This is a genomic window from Streptomyces sp. NPDC002476 (genome assembly GCF_042889785.1).
GTDB lineage: Bacteria > Actinomycetota > Actinomycetes > Streptomycetales > Streptomycetaceae > Streptomyces.
The window spans coordinates 48234-63696 of the sequence record NZ_JBIARH010000028.1; the positions used below are offsets into that span (position 1 = coordinate 48234).

Consider the following 15463-nt stretch of genomic DNA (forward strand, 5'->3'; position numbering starts at 1 on the left):
CCGGCTCAGTCGCCCGTCCCCGTCCCCGCCCCCGCCCCCGTCCCCGCCCCCGCACCGGTGTCCGTCTCCGCAATCGCGCCCGTGCCCTGGCCCTGCCCCTGGCCGGTGCCCGCGTCCGTGGGGGTCGTCAGCGGCGTCGCCGTCTGCGGCCTGGCCTTCGTCTCCGTGGTGCAGAGGTAGCCGCGCGCCGGGTACTTCCCGGGGCCGCCCAGGACCACCGTGCCGTTCGGCGCGAGCTTGGTGCTCTCCGCGTACGTGCACACGATCTGTGCGAGCGCCTCGGTCGGCAGGTCCTCCGGCTGCTCGCTCAGCCGCAGCGTGCCCGGGGGGTCGCCGGCGCGCGCCGCGCCTATCCGCAGCTTCTCCGGGACGGCCGTGGTGAACCCGGCCGCCCCCTCGTCGTCCGACGGTCTGCGCTCCAGTTCCTCCAGGAGCGCCTGCGCGACGCGGGCCCGGTCCGTGTTCGCCTCGACCTGGACGGTGCGGTCCACCGTGGTCAGCTGCGAGGAACAGACCAGGTGGATCTGCATGGATATGCCCTGGAGGGACTGCGCGGTCACGTCCTGCGCGGGCATCGAGCACGGGACGCGGGACGGTGCGGGACCGGCGTCCACCGGCACGGACGTGGTCCTGATCCCGCAGCCCGCGGCCAGCACGGCCGTGAGCGCGGCTCCGGCCAGCGCCGCCCCCGAACGGCGTGCCCGGTGGTTGTTGCCCATCACGTCGCGTCGTCCTCCTCGTCCGGGCACCTCGTGTCGTCCCCGCCGGTGCCGTCGGCCCCCTCGCTCCCGGAACGGGTGAGCGACTCGGCGTCGCGCGGCAGCCGCAGGACGAACACCGCGCCGTCGCCGTCCGGCGAGTTCGAGGCCGTGATGTCGCCGCCGTGGATGTGCGCGTTCTCCATCGCGATCGACAGACCGAGACCGCTGCCGTCGGAGCGCGGGCGCGAGGCGCTGGCCTTGTAGAAACGGTCGAAGACGTGCGGCAGGACGTCCTCGGGGATGCCGGGGCCGTGGTCGCGGACCTCGATGACGAGTTCGTCGCCCTCGGTCCGCACCGCGACCCGTACCGGCGAGCCGCCGTGCTTGAGCGCGTTGCCGATCAGGTTCGCCAGGATCACGTCGAGCCGGCGCGGATCGAGACGGGCCATGATGCCGCGCTTGGCGTCCAGGTCCACCGCGTCCAGCCAGGCACGCGCGTCGACGCAGGCGGTGACCTGGTCGGAGACGTCGACCGTGTCGAGCACGAGCCGGGCCGTACCCGCGTCGAAGCGGGTGACCTCCATCAGGTTCTCCACCAGGTCGTTGAGGCGCCGCGTCTCGCTCACCACCAGATGCACCGCGGGCGCGATCATCGGATCCAGACCGTCCGCCTCGTCCTCCAGCACTTCGGTGACGGCGGTCAGCGCCGTGAGCGGGGTGCGCAGTTCGTGCGACATGTCCGCGACGAACCGTCGACTGGCCTCCTCCCGCGCGCTCATGTCCGCGACCCGCTTCTCCAGCGCGCCGGCGGTCCTGTTGAACGTCCGGGAGAGATCCGCGAGTTCGTCGGTGCCGGACACCACGAGCCGGGTGTCGAGCTTGCCCTCGCCGAGCTTGCGCGCGGCGTCGCCGAGCCGCTGCACGGGCCGCAGCACGGTCGTCGCCGCCGCCTGCGCCAGCAGGGCCGAACCGATCAGCGCGAGCGCGGTGGCGATCCCCAGCGACCAGGCGAGGGAGTTCAGGTCCTGCCGCTCCTGGTCCAGCGACTTCAGCATGTAACCGGTCGGGCCGCCGCCGGTGATCCTCGTACCGCCCACCAGGTACGGTGTGCCGCGGATGCTGGTCCGCTGCCAGAACAGGTGGTACTCGTACGTGTTGTCCGCGCCCACCTTCTGTTCCTCGGTCACCGCCTTCTGCAGCGACGACGGGACGTTGTCGAGCGTGAACGTGTCCAGGTCGGAGTTGCCGACGATGGGCTTGCCGGCGTCACGCTCGTCGACCAGCAGCACGCTGTACCCGGGCGAACTGTTCGCCATCTGCACGGCGGCGTTCTGCAGATCGTCCTTGGTCGGCCGCAGCGGCAGCGACGCCGCCCGGTTCTGCATCTCCTGCCGGAAGTCCCCCAGCGCCGCGTCCTGAGTGCGCGTCAGCACCGCCTCGCGGTTCAGCCAGTACGCGATGCCCGAGGCCGACACCGCGGCGGTCAGCGCCACCAGCCCGAACACGACGACGAGGCGCAGACGCAGGCTCGTCCAGCGCAGCCCCGCGAGCAGGCTCCGCTCGGCGACACCGCTCACTGAGGCGAGTCCAGCCGGTAGCCCACGCCGCGAACCGTACGGATCAGGGTCGGCGACGACGGCACGTCCTCCACCTTGGCGCGCAGCCGCTGCACACAGGCGTCCACCAGCCGGGAGTCGCCCAGGTAGTCGTGCTCCCAGACCAGCCGCAGCAACTGCTGCCGCGACAGGGCCTGGCCCGGCCGGCGGCTCAGCTCCAGCAGGAGCCGCAGCTCGGTCGGCGTGAGCTGGAGGTCCTCGCCGTTCTTCGTCACGGTCATCGCGGACCGGTCGATCACCAGGTTCCCGAAGACCGCGGAGTCGGTGGACTCGCGCTCGCCCCGGCGCAGCACCGCCCGGATGCGGGCGTCGAGCACCCGGCCCTGTACCGGCTTCACCACGTAGTCGTCGGCGCCGGACTCCAGTCCGACCACCACGTCGATGTCGTCGCTGCGCGCCGTCAGCAGGATGATCGGCAGCTGGTCGGTGCGCCGGATGCGACGGCACACCTCGAAGCCGTCGATACCGGGCAGCATCACGTCCAGCACGATCAGGTCAGGCCGCTGCTCGCGCAGCAGTTTCAGGCCGTCCTCTCCCGTCGCCGCGGTGGCCACACGGTGGCCCTGGCGTGACAGCGAGAGTTCGAGGGCCGTGCGGATGGAATCGTCGTCCTCGATCAGCAACAGGAAAGGCACGGTGGTCATTCTGGCCCATGGGAGAGCCTCAGTTCGACCGCCGGCGGTCACACGTACACCCGGCGCGCGGCCCGCGCGGCGACGACAGGCCCTGTGACAGGGCTGTGACAGTCGGGGGACAGCGTGATGAAACTGCCCCGGCAGGCTCGTTGGCACACGGAACGGCCGGACTCCACCGATGGGGGGCGCGAGATGAACGCAACTCACAGCATCACCGCAAGCGCAGTTGTCACGCGTCTCCACGATGTCGGCCGGAGCGCCGAGAAGTCCGGTGCCGGAGCGGGCACGGCCCTGCTGGAACGGGGCCGGGAGCACGGGGGAGCACGGGGGCGCGCCCGCGGCACCGGGCGTTCGCACACGTCGTCGTCCGCGTCCGCCGATCAGGGCCGACGGCCCTGGATGGCGGTGGTCGACGCGTCCGTGGGGGGGAAGCACGGGGAAACCGCGTACGGGGAGGCCACGGGGGAGCGGAAGGCACCGGCACGGGCCGAGGACGTCGACACGGCGTTCACGGCCTACGTCCGGGAACGCCGCGCCTCCCTGTACGCGACCGCCTACCACCTGACCGGCGACCGGTTCGAGGCCGAGGACCTGCTGCAGAGCGCCCTCTTCTCGACGTACCGGGCCTGGGACCGGATCAGCGACAAGGCGGCGGTCGGCGGCTATCTGCGCCGCACCATGACCAATCTGCACATCAGCGCCTGGCGCAGGCGCAAGCTCAACGAGTACCCGACCGAGGAGTTGCCGGAGACGCCCGGCGACACGGACGCGATGCGCGGCACGGAACTGCGCGCCGTGCTGTGGCAGGCGCTGGCCCGGCTGCCCGAACTCCAGCGCACGATGCTGGTCCTGCGTTACTACGAGGGCCGCACCGACCCGGAGATCGCGTCCATACTCGACATCAGTGTCGGCACGGTGAAGTCCAGCATCTGGCGGTCGCTCCGCCGGCTGCGCGAGGACGAGGTCCTCAGCTTCGGCCGTGACCAGCAGGAGTCCTTCGGCGAGTTGGTGGCCTGAGGGCGGGGGGAACGGGGATACGGGGGAATCACGGGGGCGTCGCTTCGGGGGAGGCGGCGGAGTAACAGGGGGAAGGGAAACACCGCGGGGGCGGACGGGTCGGGGGGCCTGTCCGCCCCCGTCGGCGTGTGCGAGGGGTGGGTTGTCGCGCGTGGGGGTTGTGCGGGGCACGTCGCCCGTGACGGTGTGCGCGGGCGTGGGCCTGTGCACGGGGTACGACCGTGCGAGGCGGGACCGTCACACCGTTCCGCGAGCCGTGGGGGTGCGGCAGCGGCCGGCCGCCGCGGCCGCCAGCCGCCCCAACGCCTCCTCCCTGCCGCAGGGGTGGGCGCCCAGCGCCGCCTGCCGGGCCACGATCCGCCGCTCCGCCCTCATCAGCCGCCAGCCGCGCCGCAGCAGGAACGGCACGGACTTGCGGCTCTCCCGCAGGTCCCGCACCAGCCGGCGGCGGAACGTCGTCGTCGGGCGGCCGCGCAGGCACAGCGCGTCCGCGAGCACACCGAGCTCCTGACAGCGCTCGACTATGTCCGCCGCGAAGATCCCCTCGGCCACGAACAGCGGTGTGCGCGCCATGTGGAGGGTCTCCCGGCCGACCCGGGAGCTTGTGGAGATGTCGTACACCGGGACGTGCGTGCGTCCGGTGCGGCACAGCTCCTCGATCGCCGCGACCGCCGCGTCGGCGTCCCAGGACCGTACGGAGTCCCAGTCGATGTCCGTGCTGCCGGGAACGAGCGGCAGCGTGGGGTCGTCGCCCTCCTTGTAGAAGTCGTCCAGCCGCAGCACCGGCAGTTCGGTGCGGGCGGCGAGGTGGGACTTGCCGGAGCCGGACGGTCCGGCGAGCAGCACGACACGGGTCGGGATCGGTTGGGAATTCACAGGACACGAGTCTGAGGCATTGACCCGGGCAGGGGATCCCCCGGTGGTCGTGTTGGTATCGAGCATCACACCTCAACTACGCTACGCACTCAATTGATTACTCGACCGCATCGATCAGGTGGGAACCCATGGCACGTCACGCACTGAACACCTCCCGGCGCCACGCCCTGCTGAGGGCGGGTCTGACCATCACCGCGGTGGGCGCCGCGCTGGGCGCGGGAGGTGCGGCAGCCCAGGCGGCTCCGCTGCCCCTCGTGCCGGCCACAGGTGCCGACACCGGCACCGAGGTGGCGGGCAGCGCGTTGACCGGGGCGGTCGGGCAGTCGCTCCAGAGCGGCATCGCGCCGGTCGCGCAGATGCGGCTCGACCCGCTGGCGGGCACCGGCACGGATCCGCTGGACAACACCGTCAGCACGCAGATCGCCGACTTCAAGCCGCTCACCACGGGCGTCGTCACCGACCCGCTGACCAGCGGGGGCACCCCGAAGGACCTGCCGGTGGCGGGGCAGATGGTGGGCCTCCTGAACGGCTGACGTCGGCGCGCGGAGACGGCGGCGGCCCGCTCCCCGGAAGTCCGGGGAGCGGGCCGGCCGGGCCGGGGCCCGGACCGGTCGGGGCCCGGCTCCGGCTCAGTACGAGGAGCCCGACACGCCCAGTGCGCCCGTCGGATGCCAGACCGTCTTGGTCTCCAGGAAGGCGGTCAGCCGGTGGGTGCCCGGATCGGCCGACCAGTCGAGGGCGCTCTCCCCGCCCACAGGCTGTGGACGCAGCACGCGCTTCAGATTGTCCGCCGCCGCGACCTCCAGCTCCTTCGCCAGGGCCGGGTCCGCGCCCGTCAGGTCGATGGCGTTGACGTCCTGGTGGGAGGCGAGCGGCGTCGCGATCTCCGCCGTCCCCCCGGACAGGATGTTCACCACGCCGCCCGGCACGTCGGAGGTGGCCAGCACCTCGCCCAGGGACAGGGCGGGCAGCGGGGACGCGGCCGAGGCGACGACGACCGCGGTGTTGCCGGTCGCGATCACCGGGGCGAGCACCGAGACCAGCCCCAGGAACGAGGACTCCTGCGGCGCCAGGACCGCGACCACCCCGGTCGGTTCGGGCGTCGACAGGTTGAAGAACGGGCCCGCGACCGGGTTCGCCCCGCCCACGACCTGGCCGATCTTGTCGGTCCAGCCCGCGTACCAGACCCAGCGGTCGACCGTCGCGTCCACGACCGCCGCCGCCTTGGACTTCGACAGGCCCTCCGCCTCCGCCACTTCGCGGACGAACTGGTCCCGGCGGCCCTCCAGCATCTCCGCGACGCGGTAGAGGACCTGGCCGCGGTTGTACGCGGTCGCGCCCGACCAGCCCCCGAACGCCTTGCGGGCGGCCACGACCGCGTCCCGCGCGTCCTTGCGGGAGGACTGGGGGGCGTTCGCCAGCCACTTGCCCTTCCCCGCCGCGTCAGCGGCCGATGTCTTCGCCGTCACCTCGTACACCCGGCCGCTCTCGGAGCGGGGGAACTTGCCCCCGACGTACAGCTTGTAGGTCTTGAACACGCTCAGACGGTTCGGACGGTTATCGGACATCGAGGTACGCCTCCAGGCCGTGACGACCGCCCTCGCGGCCGAAGCCCGACTCCTTGTAGCCGCCGAACGGCGAGGTCGGGTCGAACTTGTTGAACGTGTTGGCCCAGACGACGCCCGCCCGGAGCCTGTTCGCCACCGCGAGGATGCGGGAGCCCTTCTCCGTCCAGATGCCCGCCGACAGGCCGTACTGGCTGTTGTTGGCCTTGGCGACCGCCTCGTCGGGGGTGCGGAACGTCAGTACGGACAGCACCGGGCCGAAGATCTCGTCGCGCGCGATGGTGTGCGCCTGGGTGACGTTCGTGAACAGTGTCGGTGCGAACCAGTAGCCGGTGGTGGGCAGTTCGCAGGGGGCGGTCCAGCGTTCGGCGCCCTCGGCCTCGCCCGTCTCCGCGAGCGCGGTGATCCGGGCGAGCTGCTCGGCGGAGTTGATCGCGCCGATGTCGGTGTTCTTGTCCAGCGGGTCGCCGAGCCGGAGCGTGGAAAGCCGCCGCTTGAGCGCGTCCAGCAGCTCGTCCTGGACCGACTCCTGCACGAGCAGCCGCGAGCCCGCGCAGCAGACCTGGCCCTGGTTGAAGAAGATGCCGGTGACGATGCCCTCGACGGCCTGGTCGATCGGCGCATCGTCGAAGACGATGTTGGCCCCCTTGCCGCCCAGTTCGAGGGTCAGCTTCTTGGAGGTGCCCGCGACCGAGCGGGCGATCTGCTTGCCGACCGCCGTGGACCCGGTGAACGCCACCTTGTCGACACCCTGGTGCTCGACCAGCGCCGCGCCCGCGTCCCCGTAACCGGTGAGGATGTTCACGACGCCCTTGGGCAGACCCGCCTGTCGGCAGATGTCCGCGAAGAACAGCGCGGACAACGGGGTCGTCTCGGCGGGCTTCAGCACCACCGTGTTGCCGGTGGCGAGCGCCGGGGCGACCTTCCACGCCAGCATCAGCAGCGGGAAGTTCCACGGGATGACCTGGCCCGCGACGCCGAGAGGGCGCGGGTCCGGGCCGAAACCGGCGTGATCCAGCTTGTCGGCCCAGCCCGCGTAGTAGAAGAAGTGCGCCGCGACCAGGGGCAGGTCCGCGTCCCGGGTCTCCTTGATCGGCTTGCCGTTGTCGAGGGTTTCGAGGACGGCGAGCTCGCGGCTGCGTTCCTGGATGATCCGGGCGATCCGGAAGAGGTACTTGGCGCGCTCGGAACCGGGCAGCGCCGACCACTTCTCGAACGCCTTCCGGGCCGCCCTCACGGCCCGGTCGACGTCCTCGGCACCGGCCCGCGCGACCTCGGACAGCACCTCCTCGGTGCTCGGCGAGACCGTCTTGAAGACCCGGCCGTCGGCCGCGTCGGTGAACTCGCCGTCGATGAACAGACCGTACGAGGGCGCGATGTCGACGACCGCGCGCGACTCGGGTGCGGGCGCGTACGCGAACGCGGAAGCGCTCGTGGAAGCGGATGCGGATGCGGATGTCATGGGGATCAGTCCACCGTCACGTAGTCGGGGCCGGAGTAACGGCCGGTGCTGAGCTTCTGACGCTGCATCAGCAGGTCGTTCAGCAGGCTGGAGGCGCCGAACCGGAACCAGTGGTTGTCCAGCCAGTCCGCGCCCACGGTCTCGTTCACCAGCACCAGGAACTTGATCGCGTCCTTGGACGTGCGGATGCCGCCGGCCGGCTTCACGCCGATCTGCACGCCGGTCTGCGCCCGGAAGTCGCGCACCGCCTCCAGCATCAGCAGGGTGTTCGCGGGCGTGGCGTTCGTCCCGACCTTGCCGGTCGACGTCTTGATGAAGTCGGCGCCCGCCATCATGCCGAGCCAGGAGGCGCGGCGGATGTTGTCGTACGTGGACAGCTCGCCGGTCTCGAAGATCACCTTCAGCCGGGCGTCGGGGCCGTCGGCCCGCGCGCACTCGGCCTTCACGGCCAGGATCTCCTCGTACACCTTGAGGTAGCGGCCGGAGAGGAAGGCGCCGCGGTCGATCACCATGTCGATCTCGTCGGCCCCGGCGGCCACGGCCTCGCGGACGTCCGCGAGCTTCACGTCGAGCGCGGCGCGCCCGGCCGGGAAGGCTGTCGCCACGGACGCCACCTTCACGCCGGAGCCGTCGAGCGCGGCGACGGCGGTCTCCACCATGTCGGGGTAGACGCAGACCGCCGCGGTGCGCGGGGTCGTGCGGTCGGGCTCGGCATCCAGGGGATCGGAGGAGAGCCGCGGCGAAGCGTAGCGAAGCGGGTCGGGGTGGACGGCCTTGGCGGCGAGGGCCCGGACCTTGCCCGGGGTGTCCGCGCCTTCCAGCGTCGTCAGGTCGATCATCGAGATGGCCAGGTCGATGGCGTACGCCTTGGCCGTCGTCTTGATCGAACGGGTTCCGAGGGACGCGGCGCGCGCTTCGAGGCCGACGGCGTCGACGCCGGGCAGGCCGTGCAGGAAGCGGCGCAGCGCACTGTCGGACGCGGTCGCGTCCGAGAGGGGGGTGCCGCCCTGCTCGAACGCAGTCGAGAGCCTGGGGGAGGGAGCTGTGGTGGGCATGGTCACCAGATGAGCATATCTACGCGCGTAGCGGCATGTACAGGGGGTGGGGTCCTCCGGGGACTAGTGCCGTGAGCGGCACTAGTGCGGGCACGACGGGGTCCGGCCCTTCCGGCGGCCCGCGGGGGCCGGTTCCTGCGGGGGCCGCGGGGTCGGTGCCGGGGTGGGATCCGGTGAGATCCGGCCGCCCTCCCGGACGCGGGCGACGTCAGGCAGAATCGGGCCCATGACGAGCCCCACACCGCCCGCAGAGCCGACCTACGCCGACCGGACCTTCCGGTCGTCCGCCGGGATCGTCGGCGGTGTCCTGCTGCTTCTGTTCATCTGCTGGCTCGGCGCGGACGCCCTGGTCAGGGGGCACGGCCGGACGCCCTGGCTGGCGCTGGCCGGTCTGCTGACCGTGGTGCCGCTCGTCGTCGCCTTCTCCGTGCGGCCCGCCGTCCTCGCGAACGACCGGCGCATCCGGATCCGCAACCCGTTCCGGACGATCACGCTGCCCTGGACCGAGGTCGCGGATGTCCGCGCCGGATATTCGAGCGAGCTGTTCACCGAGGACGGCACCAAGTACCAGATGTGGTCGGTGCCGGTGTCGCTGCGGCAGCGCAAGAGCGCGGCCCGGCAGCAGACCCGGGACGCGGCGACGGATCCCCGCGGCCGGACCTCGGGGGTTGCCGACGTCCGCGACAGCAAGTCCCGGATGGCGCCGGCCGACCGGACCATGGCGGATCTGCGGGAGATGGCGGAGCGTGCAAAGGCGGTCGCGTCGGCGTCGGGTGCGTCCGAGGCGTCCGAGGCTCCCGGCTCGGTGCGGTGGGCGTACGAGGTGATCGCACCGGCGGTGGCGGGCGTGGTGTTGTTCGTCGTGCTGCTCGCGACCGGCTGAGGCGCAGCCGAGCGGGTTACGGGAACGGGAAGCAGGAACGGGAAGCGGGACCGGGGCGGGGCGTCCTGACGGCGGGCGCGTTCCCCTTCAGCCGCGTTCGAAGTGGTGCGAGCGGCCGACGACCGAGAAGCCGCGGCGTTCGTACCAGTGGCGCGGCCAGTCGGCGGCATCGGCGGTGAGGAACCGCGTACCGCTGCCCGCGTCGGCGGCCAGCCGCAGGGCGGTGGTCAGGACGGCGTCCGCGTGGCCGCGCCCGAGATGGGCCTCCGAGGTGATCAGGTCCTCGATCTGGGCCGTGCCCGTCGCGGGATCCAGATAGAGGTCGGCCCAGGAGGCGACCTCGCCGTCCTCCGCGCGGGCGCCGATGAAGTGCACGATGTCGGCCCCGCGGTGGCGGGCCTCGCGCCGGTCGACGAGGTGACGTATCACTTCGTCGTCGGCGTCCGGGAGGAAGCCCCGCCAGCGCCGGGCGAGCGGGATCCGGAACGCGTCGAGGTCCACCACCTCCGCGCCACCGCCGTGCGGCACCGGGCCCGTGTGCAGCATGACCAGGCAGACGGAGTGGGAGTAACCGGCCCGGACCAGCGGTCCCGCGCATGCGCTTCCGAACTCGTCGTCGAGCACGGAGACCAGCCGGTACGGCAGATGCCCCAGTACCTCGTCCGCGACGGCGGGCAGCGCTTCGGGGTCGGCCGTCCCGTCGGCGGCCGGATCGATGACGAGCTGGTTGTTCCCGCGGGAATGGGCGAACGCGTCGTCGAGCACGGCGAATCCGCCCGGGACGTCGACGGTGCGACCGGCCTGGCGGCGGGCGAAGTCCGACAGGAAGGCGTTGATCCGTCGCGGTTCAGGGCTGGGGCGTGTTGCGAAAGTCCCGTCTGGCATGCGCGGCAGCTTAGGGCCTGCCGCCTGCCATCTGCTGCGTGCTGTCCGCCACGGATTACGGGACAGCCCTTACTGCCTGCTCGCGCAACGCGGTGGGAACCGGGACGGGGCGGGCCCGGCGGCCCTGCCTCGGCCGGTGGCCGGGCCGCCGGGCCGGTGCTCCGTCGCGGCGGCGGACGGCAGGGGCTTTGCGGGCGGTGTCACGCGGCGGTCCACTGCGTCCCCGGCGCCGTCCGAGGGCGCCGGTACCGCCGCCGTCCGCCCGGAACCGGCCCGGCGAAGCGTACGCGTGCGCCGGGAGGGGATGGTCAGCACCCCGAGACAGGCGACGACGAGGACGATCCCGGCCCAGCCGAGGACGGGCAGCCGCTCGCCCACGACCAGCACGGCGAACACCGCCGCCACGGCGGGCTCCAGCAGGGACAGGGTGGTCGCCGTGCTGACCGGCACGCGGGCCAGGCCGAAGCCGAACAGGACGTATCCGGTGAACATCGGTACCAGCGCCATGTAGAGGCCCACGCCCGCGTTCGTCCAGGAGGCGACCAGCGGTGCCCCGGTGGCGAGCAGCACCGGCACGAGCATCAGCCCGCCCAGCCCGAACACCGAGCCCATGGCCGCGCGCGACGGCACGCCGTGGGTGATGAGGCGGTGTGCCGCCCACGCGTACACGGCGTAGGTCACGCCCGCGAGCAGCCCGAGGCCCACGCCGACGACGGTCCGGACGGCGGAGCCCGTAGCGGGCCCGGATCCCGAGCCGGCCCCTGCCGCCTCGGCCGCGCACAGCAGCACGGTGCCGGCCACTCCCAGCGCCGCGCCCGCCATCCAGCGCCGGGACAGGCGCCGTCGGTCGATGACCCGTTCGATCAGCGCCGAGGCCAGCGGGGCGGAGCCGATGGAGACGACCGTGCCCACCGCGACACCGGCCAGACGCATGGAGGTGTAGAACGCCAGCGGGTACAGCGCCACCCCCGCCCCGCCGACGAGCGCGGTCCGCCACCGCGCCCGGAGGCCCGCCCGGAACCGTGCGATGCTCCGCCCGGCCACCGCCGCCTGGAGCAGCCCGCCCAGGCCCATCGCCGCGGCTCCGATCGCCAGCGGCCCCACCTGTGGCGCGAACGTCGCCGCCGTGCCCGTGGTGCCCCACAGCACCGAGGCCACCAGCACGGCGCCCGCCCCCGCCCCCGCTCCCGCGCTCGTGCCGACGGAGTGGCCGGCGGTCCGCGTCACAGGTCGTCCACCAGGCGCGCCGCCAGGTCGCGGGCGTGCCGCATCCGCGCGTCGTCCCCTTCGAGGCCCGCGCGCACGATGGCGCCTTCGAGCAGAAACGCCAGGTGCTCGGCCGTGGCGCGGGCCTTCTCCTCCCGGCCGGGCAGCAGCTCCGTCAGGTGCCCGGCCAGGATGGCCTCCACCTCTTCCTTGTGCTGCCGCACCACCGTCCGGCCCTCGTGACCTTGGGGCAGTTCGGCGGCGGCGTTGAGCAGCCCGCACCCCCGGAACCCGTGCTCGTAGGCGAGCCGGGCGTGATCGGCGTACGCGTCGAAGACGGCGAGCACGGCCTCGCGCGGGCCCCGCGCTCCGGCCAGGCGCTCCCGGTAGAGGCCGAGCCATTCCTCGTGCCGGGCCTGGAGGTAGGCGCGGACCAGATCGGCCTTGGAGCCGAAGTTGTTGTAGAGGCTCATCTTCGCCACGCCGGCCTCGGCCGTGATCGTGTCGATCCCCGTCGCCGCCACGCCGTCGGCGTAGAACCGGCGCGCCGCGGCATCGAGGATCCGGGTCCGCGCGGCCCCGCGCCTGCGCGTCACCGGCCGCTTCCCGGTGGCTTCCGCATCGGGCATGGCTGCCCCCTTTCCGTTATTAGGTAGACCAGTCTATCTAATAACGGAGAGGGGCGAGGGCGGGCGAGACATGTGGTGGGGCCCGGCTCGATTCCGGCGATCCGGTGCCCGCGTCGTGTCGTGTCGTCGTGAGGGGGCGGGTGGCTCAGTAGTCCCAGTCGTCGCCCCCGTCGTCGCCCCAGCCGCCGTGGCCGTGCCGGACCACCCGGAAGCTCGCGCCCACGCCGTTGAACACGGACACGCCTCCCTGGACGTGCTGCGGGATCACGCCCGAGGTGTCGCCGTACGGGCCGACGACCGCGATCGGGCCGCCGTTGTCGCAGGTCGCCCCGGAGAAGACCTCGACGGTCATCCGGCTCTCGTTGAAGATGTTGAAGCTGGTGGAGCCGAGGCCGCTGGCCGCGGTGACGCAGCCGTCCGGGTAGGCGGGGTACGTGCGCTCGTTGAAGTGGATGCGGCCCATGCGGTGATGGCCCCCGCCGCTCCCTCCGCCGTGGCCCCGGCCCTCGTCGCCGCCCCCGCCCCCGCCCTCCTCGTCACCCCGGTCGCCGCCGCGGCCCCCGCCGCCCTCTCCTCTGCTGCCCTCTCCTCCGCCGCCCTCTCCTCCGCCGCCCTCTCCTCCGCCGCCCTCTCCCTCTCCGCGCCCTCGTTCGTCGCCCCCGCTCTCGGCGCCGCCCGCTCCGGTGGCGTCCTTGCCTCCCTTTGGCGTGGTGGCCCCGTCGTGCACGGCGGGGGCGGGGGCGTGCACGGCGGGGGCGGGGGCCTGCCGGGCTGCCACCGGGGGATTCTCGGGCTTCTCGGGGGCGTCGGCCGAGGTGAGGCCGGAGCCGGAGGCGGCCAGGGCCGCCGCGGCCGCGGCGGCGACGGCGGCGGTGGTGGTGGCCGTGATGATGGTGGAACGCGTGGCCATGTCACTTTCTCCTGTCTGGGAGCGGTCGATTGAGTAACCGACCCGTGACTGAACGTACTTTTGCTCACCATTCGTGTCATGTCGAGGCATATCGAACGGATGGCGCCGACGTGCCGCCGGGGCCGCGGACCGTGCTCAGCCCGGCGGCGCGGGGGCCGTGACGCCGCTTCCGGTGCTGCCCGGCCGCTCCGGCCTCACCGGGGCCCGCCCCGGTCGCAGGGGACCCGGCATCGGAGCAGGTCGCCGGCCCGGGCCCGGGAACAGGCCCAGGAACGGGTCCGGGCCGTGTCCTCGCACCGGCGCCGCACAGCAGGCGGGAGTACGAGGACACGGCCCGGCGGGCACCAAGGCGTCAGATCCCGGCGGCCACCGCCAGATCCCGCTTGATCGCGGCCAGCAGCCGCGCCCCCTCCGCGCGGGCCTCGGGCAGGCCGTCCGTCGAACCGACCGGCACCACGACCTCCAGGTAGCACTTGAGCTTCGGCTCGGTGCCGCTGGGGCGGACGATCACCCGGGCGCCCCGGAGGCGGTAGCGCAGCCCGTCGGTGGGGGGCAGCTGCGCGCTGCCCCGTGACAGGTCCTCGGCCGAGACGACGTCGAGGCCGCCGAGCGAGGCGGGCGGACGCTCGCGCAGTCGCCGCATGGCGTCGGCGATGACCGACAGGTCCTGCACCCGCACCGACAACTGGTCGGTCGCGTGCAGCCCGTGCTCGACCGCCAGGTCGTCGAGGAGATCGAGGAGCGTACGGCCGCGCTCCTTGAGGGAGGAGGCGAGTTCGGCGACGAGCAGCGCCGCCGTGATGCCGTCCTTGTCGCGCACGCCCTCCGGGTCGACGCAGTAGCCGAGCGCCTCCTCGTAGCCGTACCGCAGGCCGTCCACCCGGGCGATCCACTTGAAGCCGGTCAGCGTCTCCTCGTACCCGAGGTCCGCCCGCTCGGCGATCCGCCCGAGCAGTGAGGAGGACACGATCGACTCGGCGAACACGCCCGCGGCGCCCCGGTCCACCAGATGGGCGGCGAGCAGCGCGCCGACCTCGTCGCCGCGCAGCATCCGCCAGCCGCCGTCGGCCGCCGGGTCCGGGACGGCGACGGCGCAGCGGTCGGCGTCCGGGTCGTTGGCGATGACGAGATCGGGCCCGGTCCGGCGCGCGGTCGCGAAGGCGAGATCCATCGCACCGGGCTCCTCCGGGTTGGGGAAGGCGACGGTGGGGAACGCCGGGTCGGGCTCGGCCTGTTCGGCGACGAGCACCGGCTCCGGGAAGCCGGCGCGGGCGAAGGCGGCGGTCAGCACGGAGGTGCCGACGCCGTGCATCGCCGTGTACACGACGCGGGCGGTGCGCGGCGATCCGGCGGCGAGCACGGCGTCCGTACGGGCCAGGTACGCGTCCAGGACCTCGTCGCCGAGGATCTCCCAGCCGCCCTCGGGGCGGGGCACGGTGTCCAGCGGGCCGACCGCGGCGATCTCGGCGGCGATCCGGGCGTCCGCCGGGGGGACGATCTGCGAACCGTCGCCGAGGTAGACCTTGTAGCCGTTGTCGCGCGGCGGGTTGTGGCTGGCGGTCACCTCGACGCCCGCGACGGCCCCCAGATGCCGTACGGCGTACGCGAGCACGGGGGTGGGCAGCGGGCGCGGGAGCACGGCCGCGCGCAGGCCCGCGCCGGTCATCACGGCGGCGGTGTCGCGCGCGAAGTCGGCCGACTTGTACCGGGCGTCGTACCCGATGACGACGAGCCCGTCGCCCTGCCCCTCGGCCTTGAGGTACGCGGCGAGCCCGGCCGCGGCCCGGATGACGACGGCGCGGTTCATCCGCATCGGCCCGGCCCCCAGCTCGCCGCGCAGCCCGGCCGTGCCGAACTGGAGCGTTCCGGCGAACCGCGCGGCGATCTCGGCGGCGCTCCCGGCGTCCCCGGCGGCCGCGGCGTCGACGAGCCCGGCCAGCTCGTCACGGGTCTCGGGGTCGGGATCCTCGGCGAGCCACGTCCTGGCCCGGGCCATGAGGTCCTGCTGCATGGGTCCGCCTTT

At 73.1% G+C, this 15463-nt stretch carries 15 protein-coding genes; 3 read left to right on the forward strand and 12 right to left on the reverse strand.

All coding sequences use genetic code 11. The features are described 5' to 3' along the window. Positions 1-5: 5 nt before the first annotated feature. Genes ACFYXM_RS26705 through afsQ1 form a run of 3 tightly spaced genes read right to left on the reverse strand, consistent with a single transcriptional unit; the run spans position 6 to position 2952 of the window. Positions 6-719, reverse strand: coding sequence for a hypothetical protein (locus ACFYXM_RS26705; protein ID WP_389293000.1), 714 nt, complete (start codon positions 717-719; stop codon positions 6-8). Next, on the reverse strand, positions 719-2278 hold the full coding sequence (locus tag ACFYXM_RS26710; RefSeq protein ID WP_389293002.1) for an ATP-binding protein: 1560 nt from the start codon (positions 2276-2278) through the stop codon (positions 719-721). The genes ACFYXM_RS26705 and ACFYXM_RS26710 overlap by 1 nt, the downstream gene beginning before the upstream one ends. Then, a complete protein-coding gene (gene afsQ1 / locus ACFYXM_RS26715) occupies positions 2275-2952 on the reverse strand; it encodes a two-component system response regulator AfsQ1 (protein WP_199883123.1) in 678 nt (225 codons plus the stop codon). The genes ACFYXM_RS26710 and afsQ1 overlap by 4 nt, the downstream gene beginning before the upstream one ends. A 192-nt stretch (positions 2953-3144) precedes the next feature. Between afsQ1 and ACFYXM_RS26720 the strand changes: the two genes are divergently transcribed. Further along, on the forward strand, positions 3145-3969 hold the full coding sequence (locus ACFYXM_RS26720; protein ID WP_389293004.1) for a SigE family RNA polymerase sigma factor: 825 nt from the start codon (positions 3145-3147) through the stop codon (positions 3967-3969). Between the two features lie 237 nt (positions 3970-4206). On the opposite strand, the gene ACFYXM_RS26725 is transcribed toward ACFYXM_RS26720, so the two are convergent. Next, entirely contained in the window at positions 4207-4911 is a 705-nt protein-coding gene (locus ACFYXM_RS26725; protein ID WP_389293006.1) for a uridine kinase, read from the reverse strand. A gap of 62 nt (positions 4912-4973) precedes the next feature. On the opposite strand from ACFYXM_RS26725, the gene ACFYXM_RS26730 reads away from it, so the two are divergent. Continuing rightward, positions 4974-5378: a hypothetical protein gene (locus ACFYXM_RS26730; protein ID WP_389293007.1), complete on the forward strand. Its 405-nt coding sequence runs from the start codon at positions 4974-4976 to the stop codon at positions 5376-5378. Positions 5379-5474: 96 nt separating this feature from the next. On the opposite strand, the gene ACFYXM_RS26735 is transcribed toward ACFYXM_RS26730, so the two are convergent. From ACFYXM_RS26735 to deoC, 3 genes are read right to left on the reverse strand one after another with little or no spacing between them, the layout of a single operon-like run. Next, complete coding sequence (locus ACFYXM_RS26735) at positions 5475-6413, reverse strand: aldehyde dehydrogenase family protein (protein WP_389293008.1); 939 nt, start codon at positions 6411-6413, stop codon at positions 5475-5477. After that, complete coding sequence (locus ACFYXM_RS26740; protein ID WP_389293010.1) at positions 6403-7872, reverse strand: aldehyde dehydrogenase family protein; 1470 nt, start codon at positions 7870-7872, stop codon at positions 6403-6405. The genes ACFYXM_RS26735 and ACFYXM_RS26740 overlap by 11 nt, the downstream gene beginning before the upstream one ends. A 5-nt stretch (positions 7873-7877) precedes the next feature. Further along, the gene (gene deoC / locus ACFYXM_RS26745) at positions 7878-8927 is read right to left on the reverse strand and encodes a deoxyribose-phosphate aldolase (RefSeq protein WP_389293089.1); all 1050 of its coding nucleotides are present in this window, start codon (positions 8925-8927) and stop codon (positions 7878-7880) included. Between the two features lie 226 nt (positions 8928-9153). Here deoC and ACFYXM_RS26750 point away from each other — a divergent pair, with 226 nt between their 5' ends. Continuing rightward, positions 9154-9810, forward strand: a complete 657-nt coding sequence (locus ACFYXM_RS26750; protein WP_389293011.1) for a PH domain-containing protein — start codon at positions 9154-9156, stop codon at positions 9808-9810. Positions 9811-9897: 87 nt separating this feature from the next. On the opposite strand, the gene ACFYXM_RS26755 is transcribed toward ACFYXM_RS26750, so the two are convergent. From ACFYXM_RS26755 to ACFYXM_RS26775, 5 genes are all read right to left on the reverse strand, one after another. After that, entirely contained in the window at positions 9898-10695 is a 798-nt protein-coding gene (locus ACFYXM_RS26755; protein ID WP_389293013.1) for a GNAT family N-acetyltransferase, read from the reverse strand. Positions 10696-10764: 69 nt separating this feature from the next. Beyond that, positions 10765-11922, reverse strand: a complete 1158-nt coding sequence (locus tag ACFYXM_RS26760) for a DMT family transporter (RefSeq protein ID WP_389293015.1) — start codon at positions 11920-11922, stop codon at positions 10765-10767. Beyond that, positions 11919-12530 carry a TetR/AcrR family transcriptional regulator gene (locus tag ACFYXM_RS26765; RefSeq protein WP_389293017.1) on the reverse strand — a complete coding sequence of 204 codons (612 nt, stop codon included), beginning with the start codon at positions 12528-12530 and terminating at the stop codon, positions 11919-11921. The genes ACFYXM_RS26760 and ACFYXM_RS26765 overlap by 4 nt, the downstream gene beginning before the upstream one ends. Positions 12531-12675: 145 nt before the next feature. Next, positions 12676-13440: a hypothetical protein gene (locus ACFYXM_RS26770; RefSeq protein WP_389293019.1), complete on the reverse strand. Its 765-nt coding sequence runs from the start codon at positions 13438-13440 to the stop codon at positions 12676-12678. 352 nt (positions 13441-13792) lie between these two features. Next, the gene (locus ACFYXM_RS26775; protein ID WP_389293021.1) at positions 13793-15451 is read right to left on the reverse strand and encodes a phospho-sugar mutase; all 1659 of its coding nucleotides are present in this window, start codon (positions 15449-15451) and stop codon (positions 13793-13795) included. Positions 15452-15463: the final 12 nt, after the last annotated feature.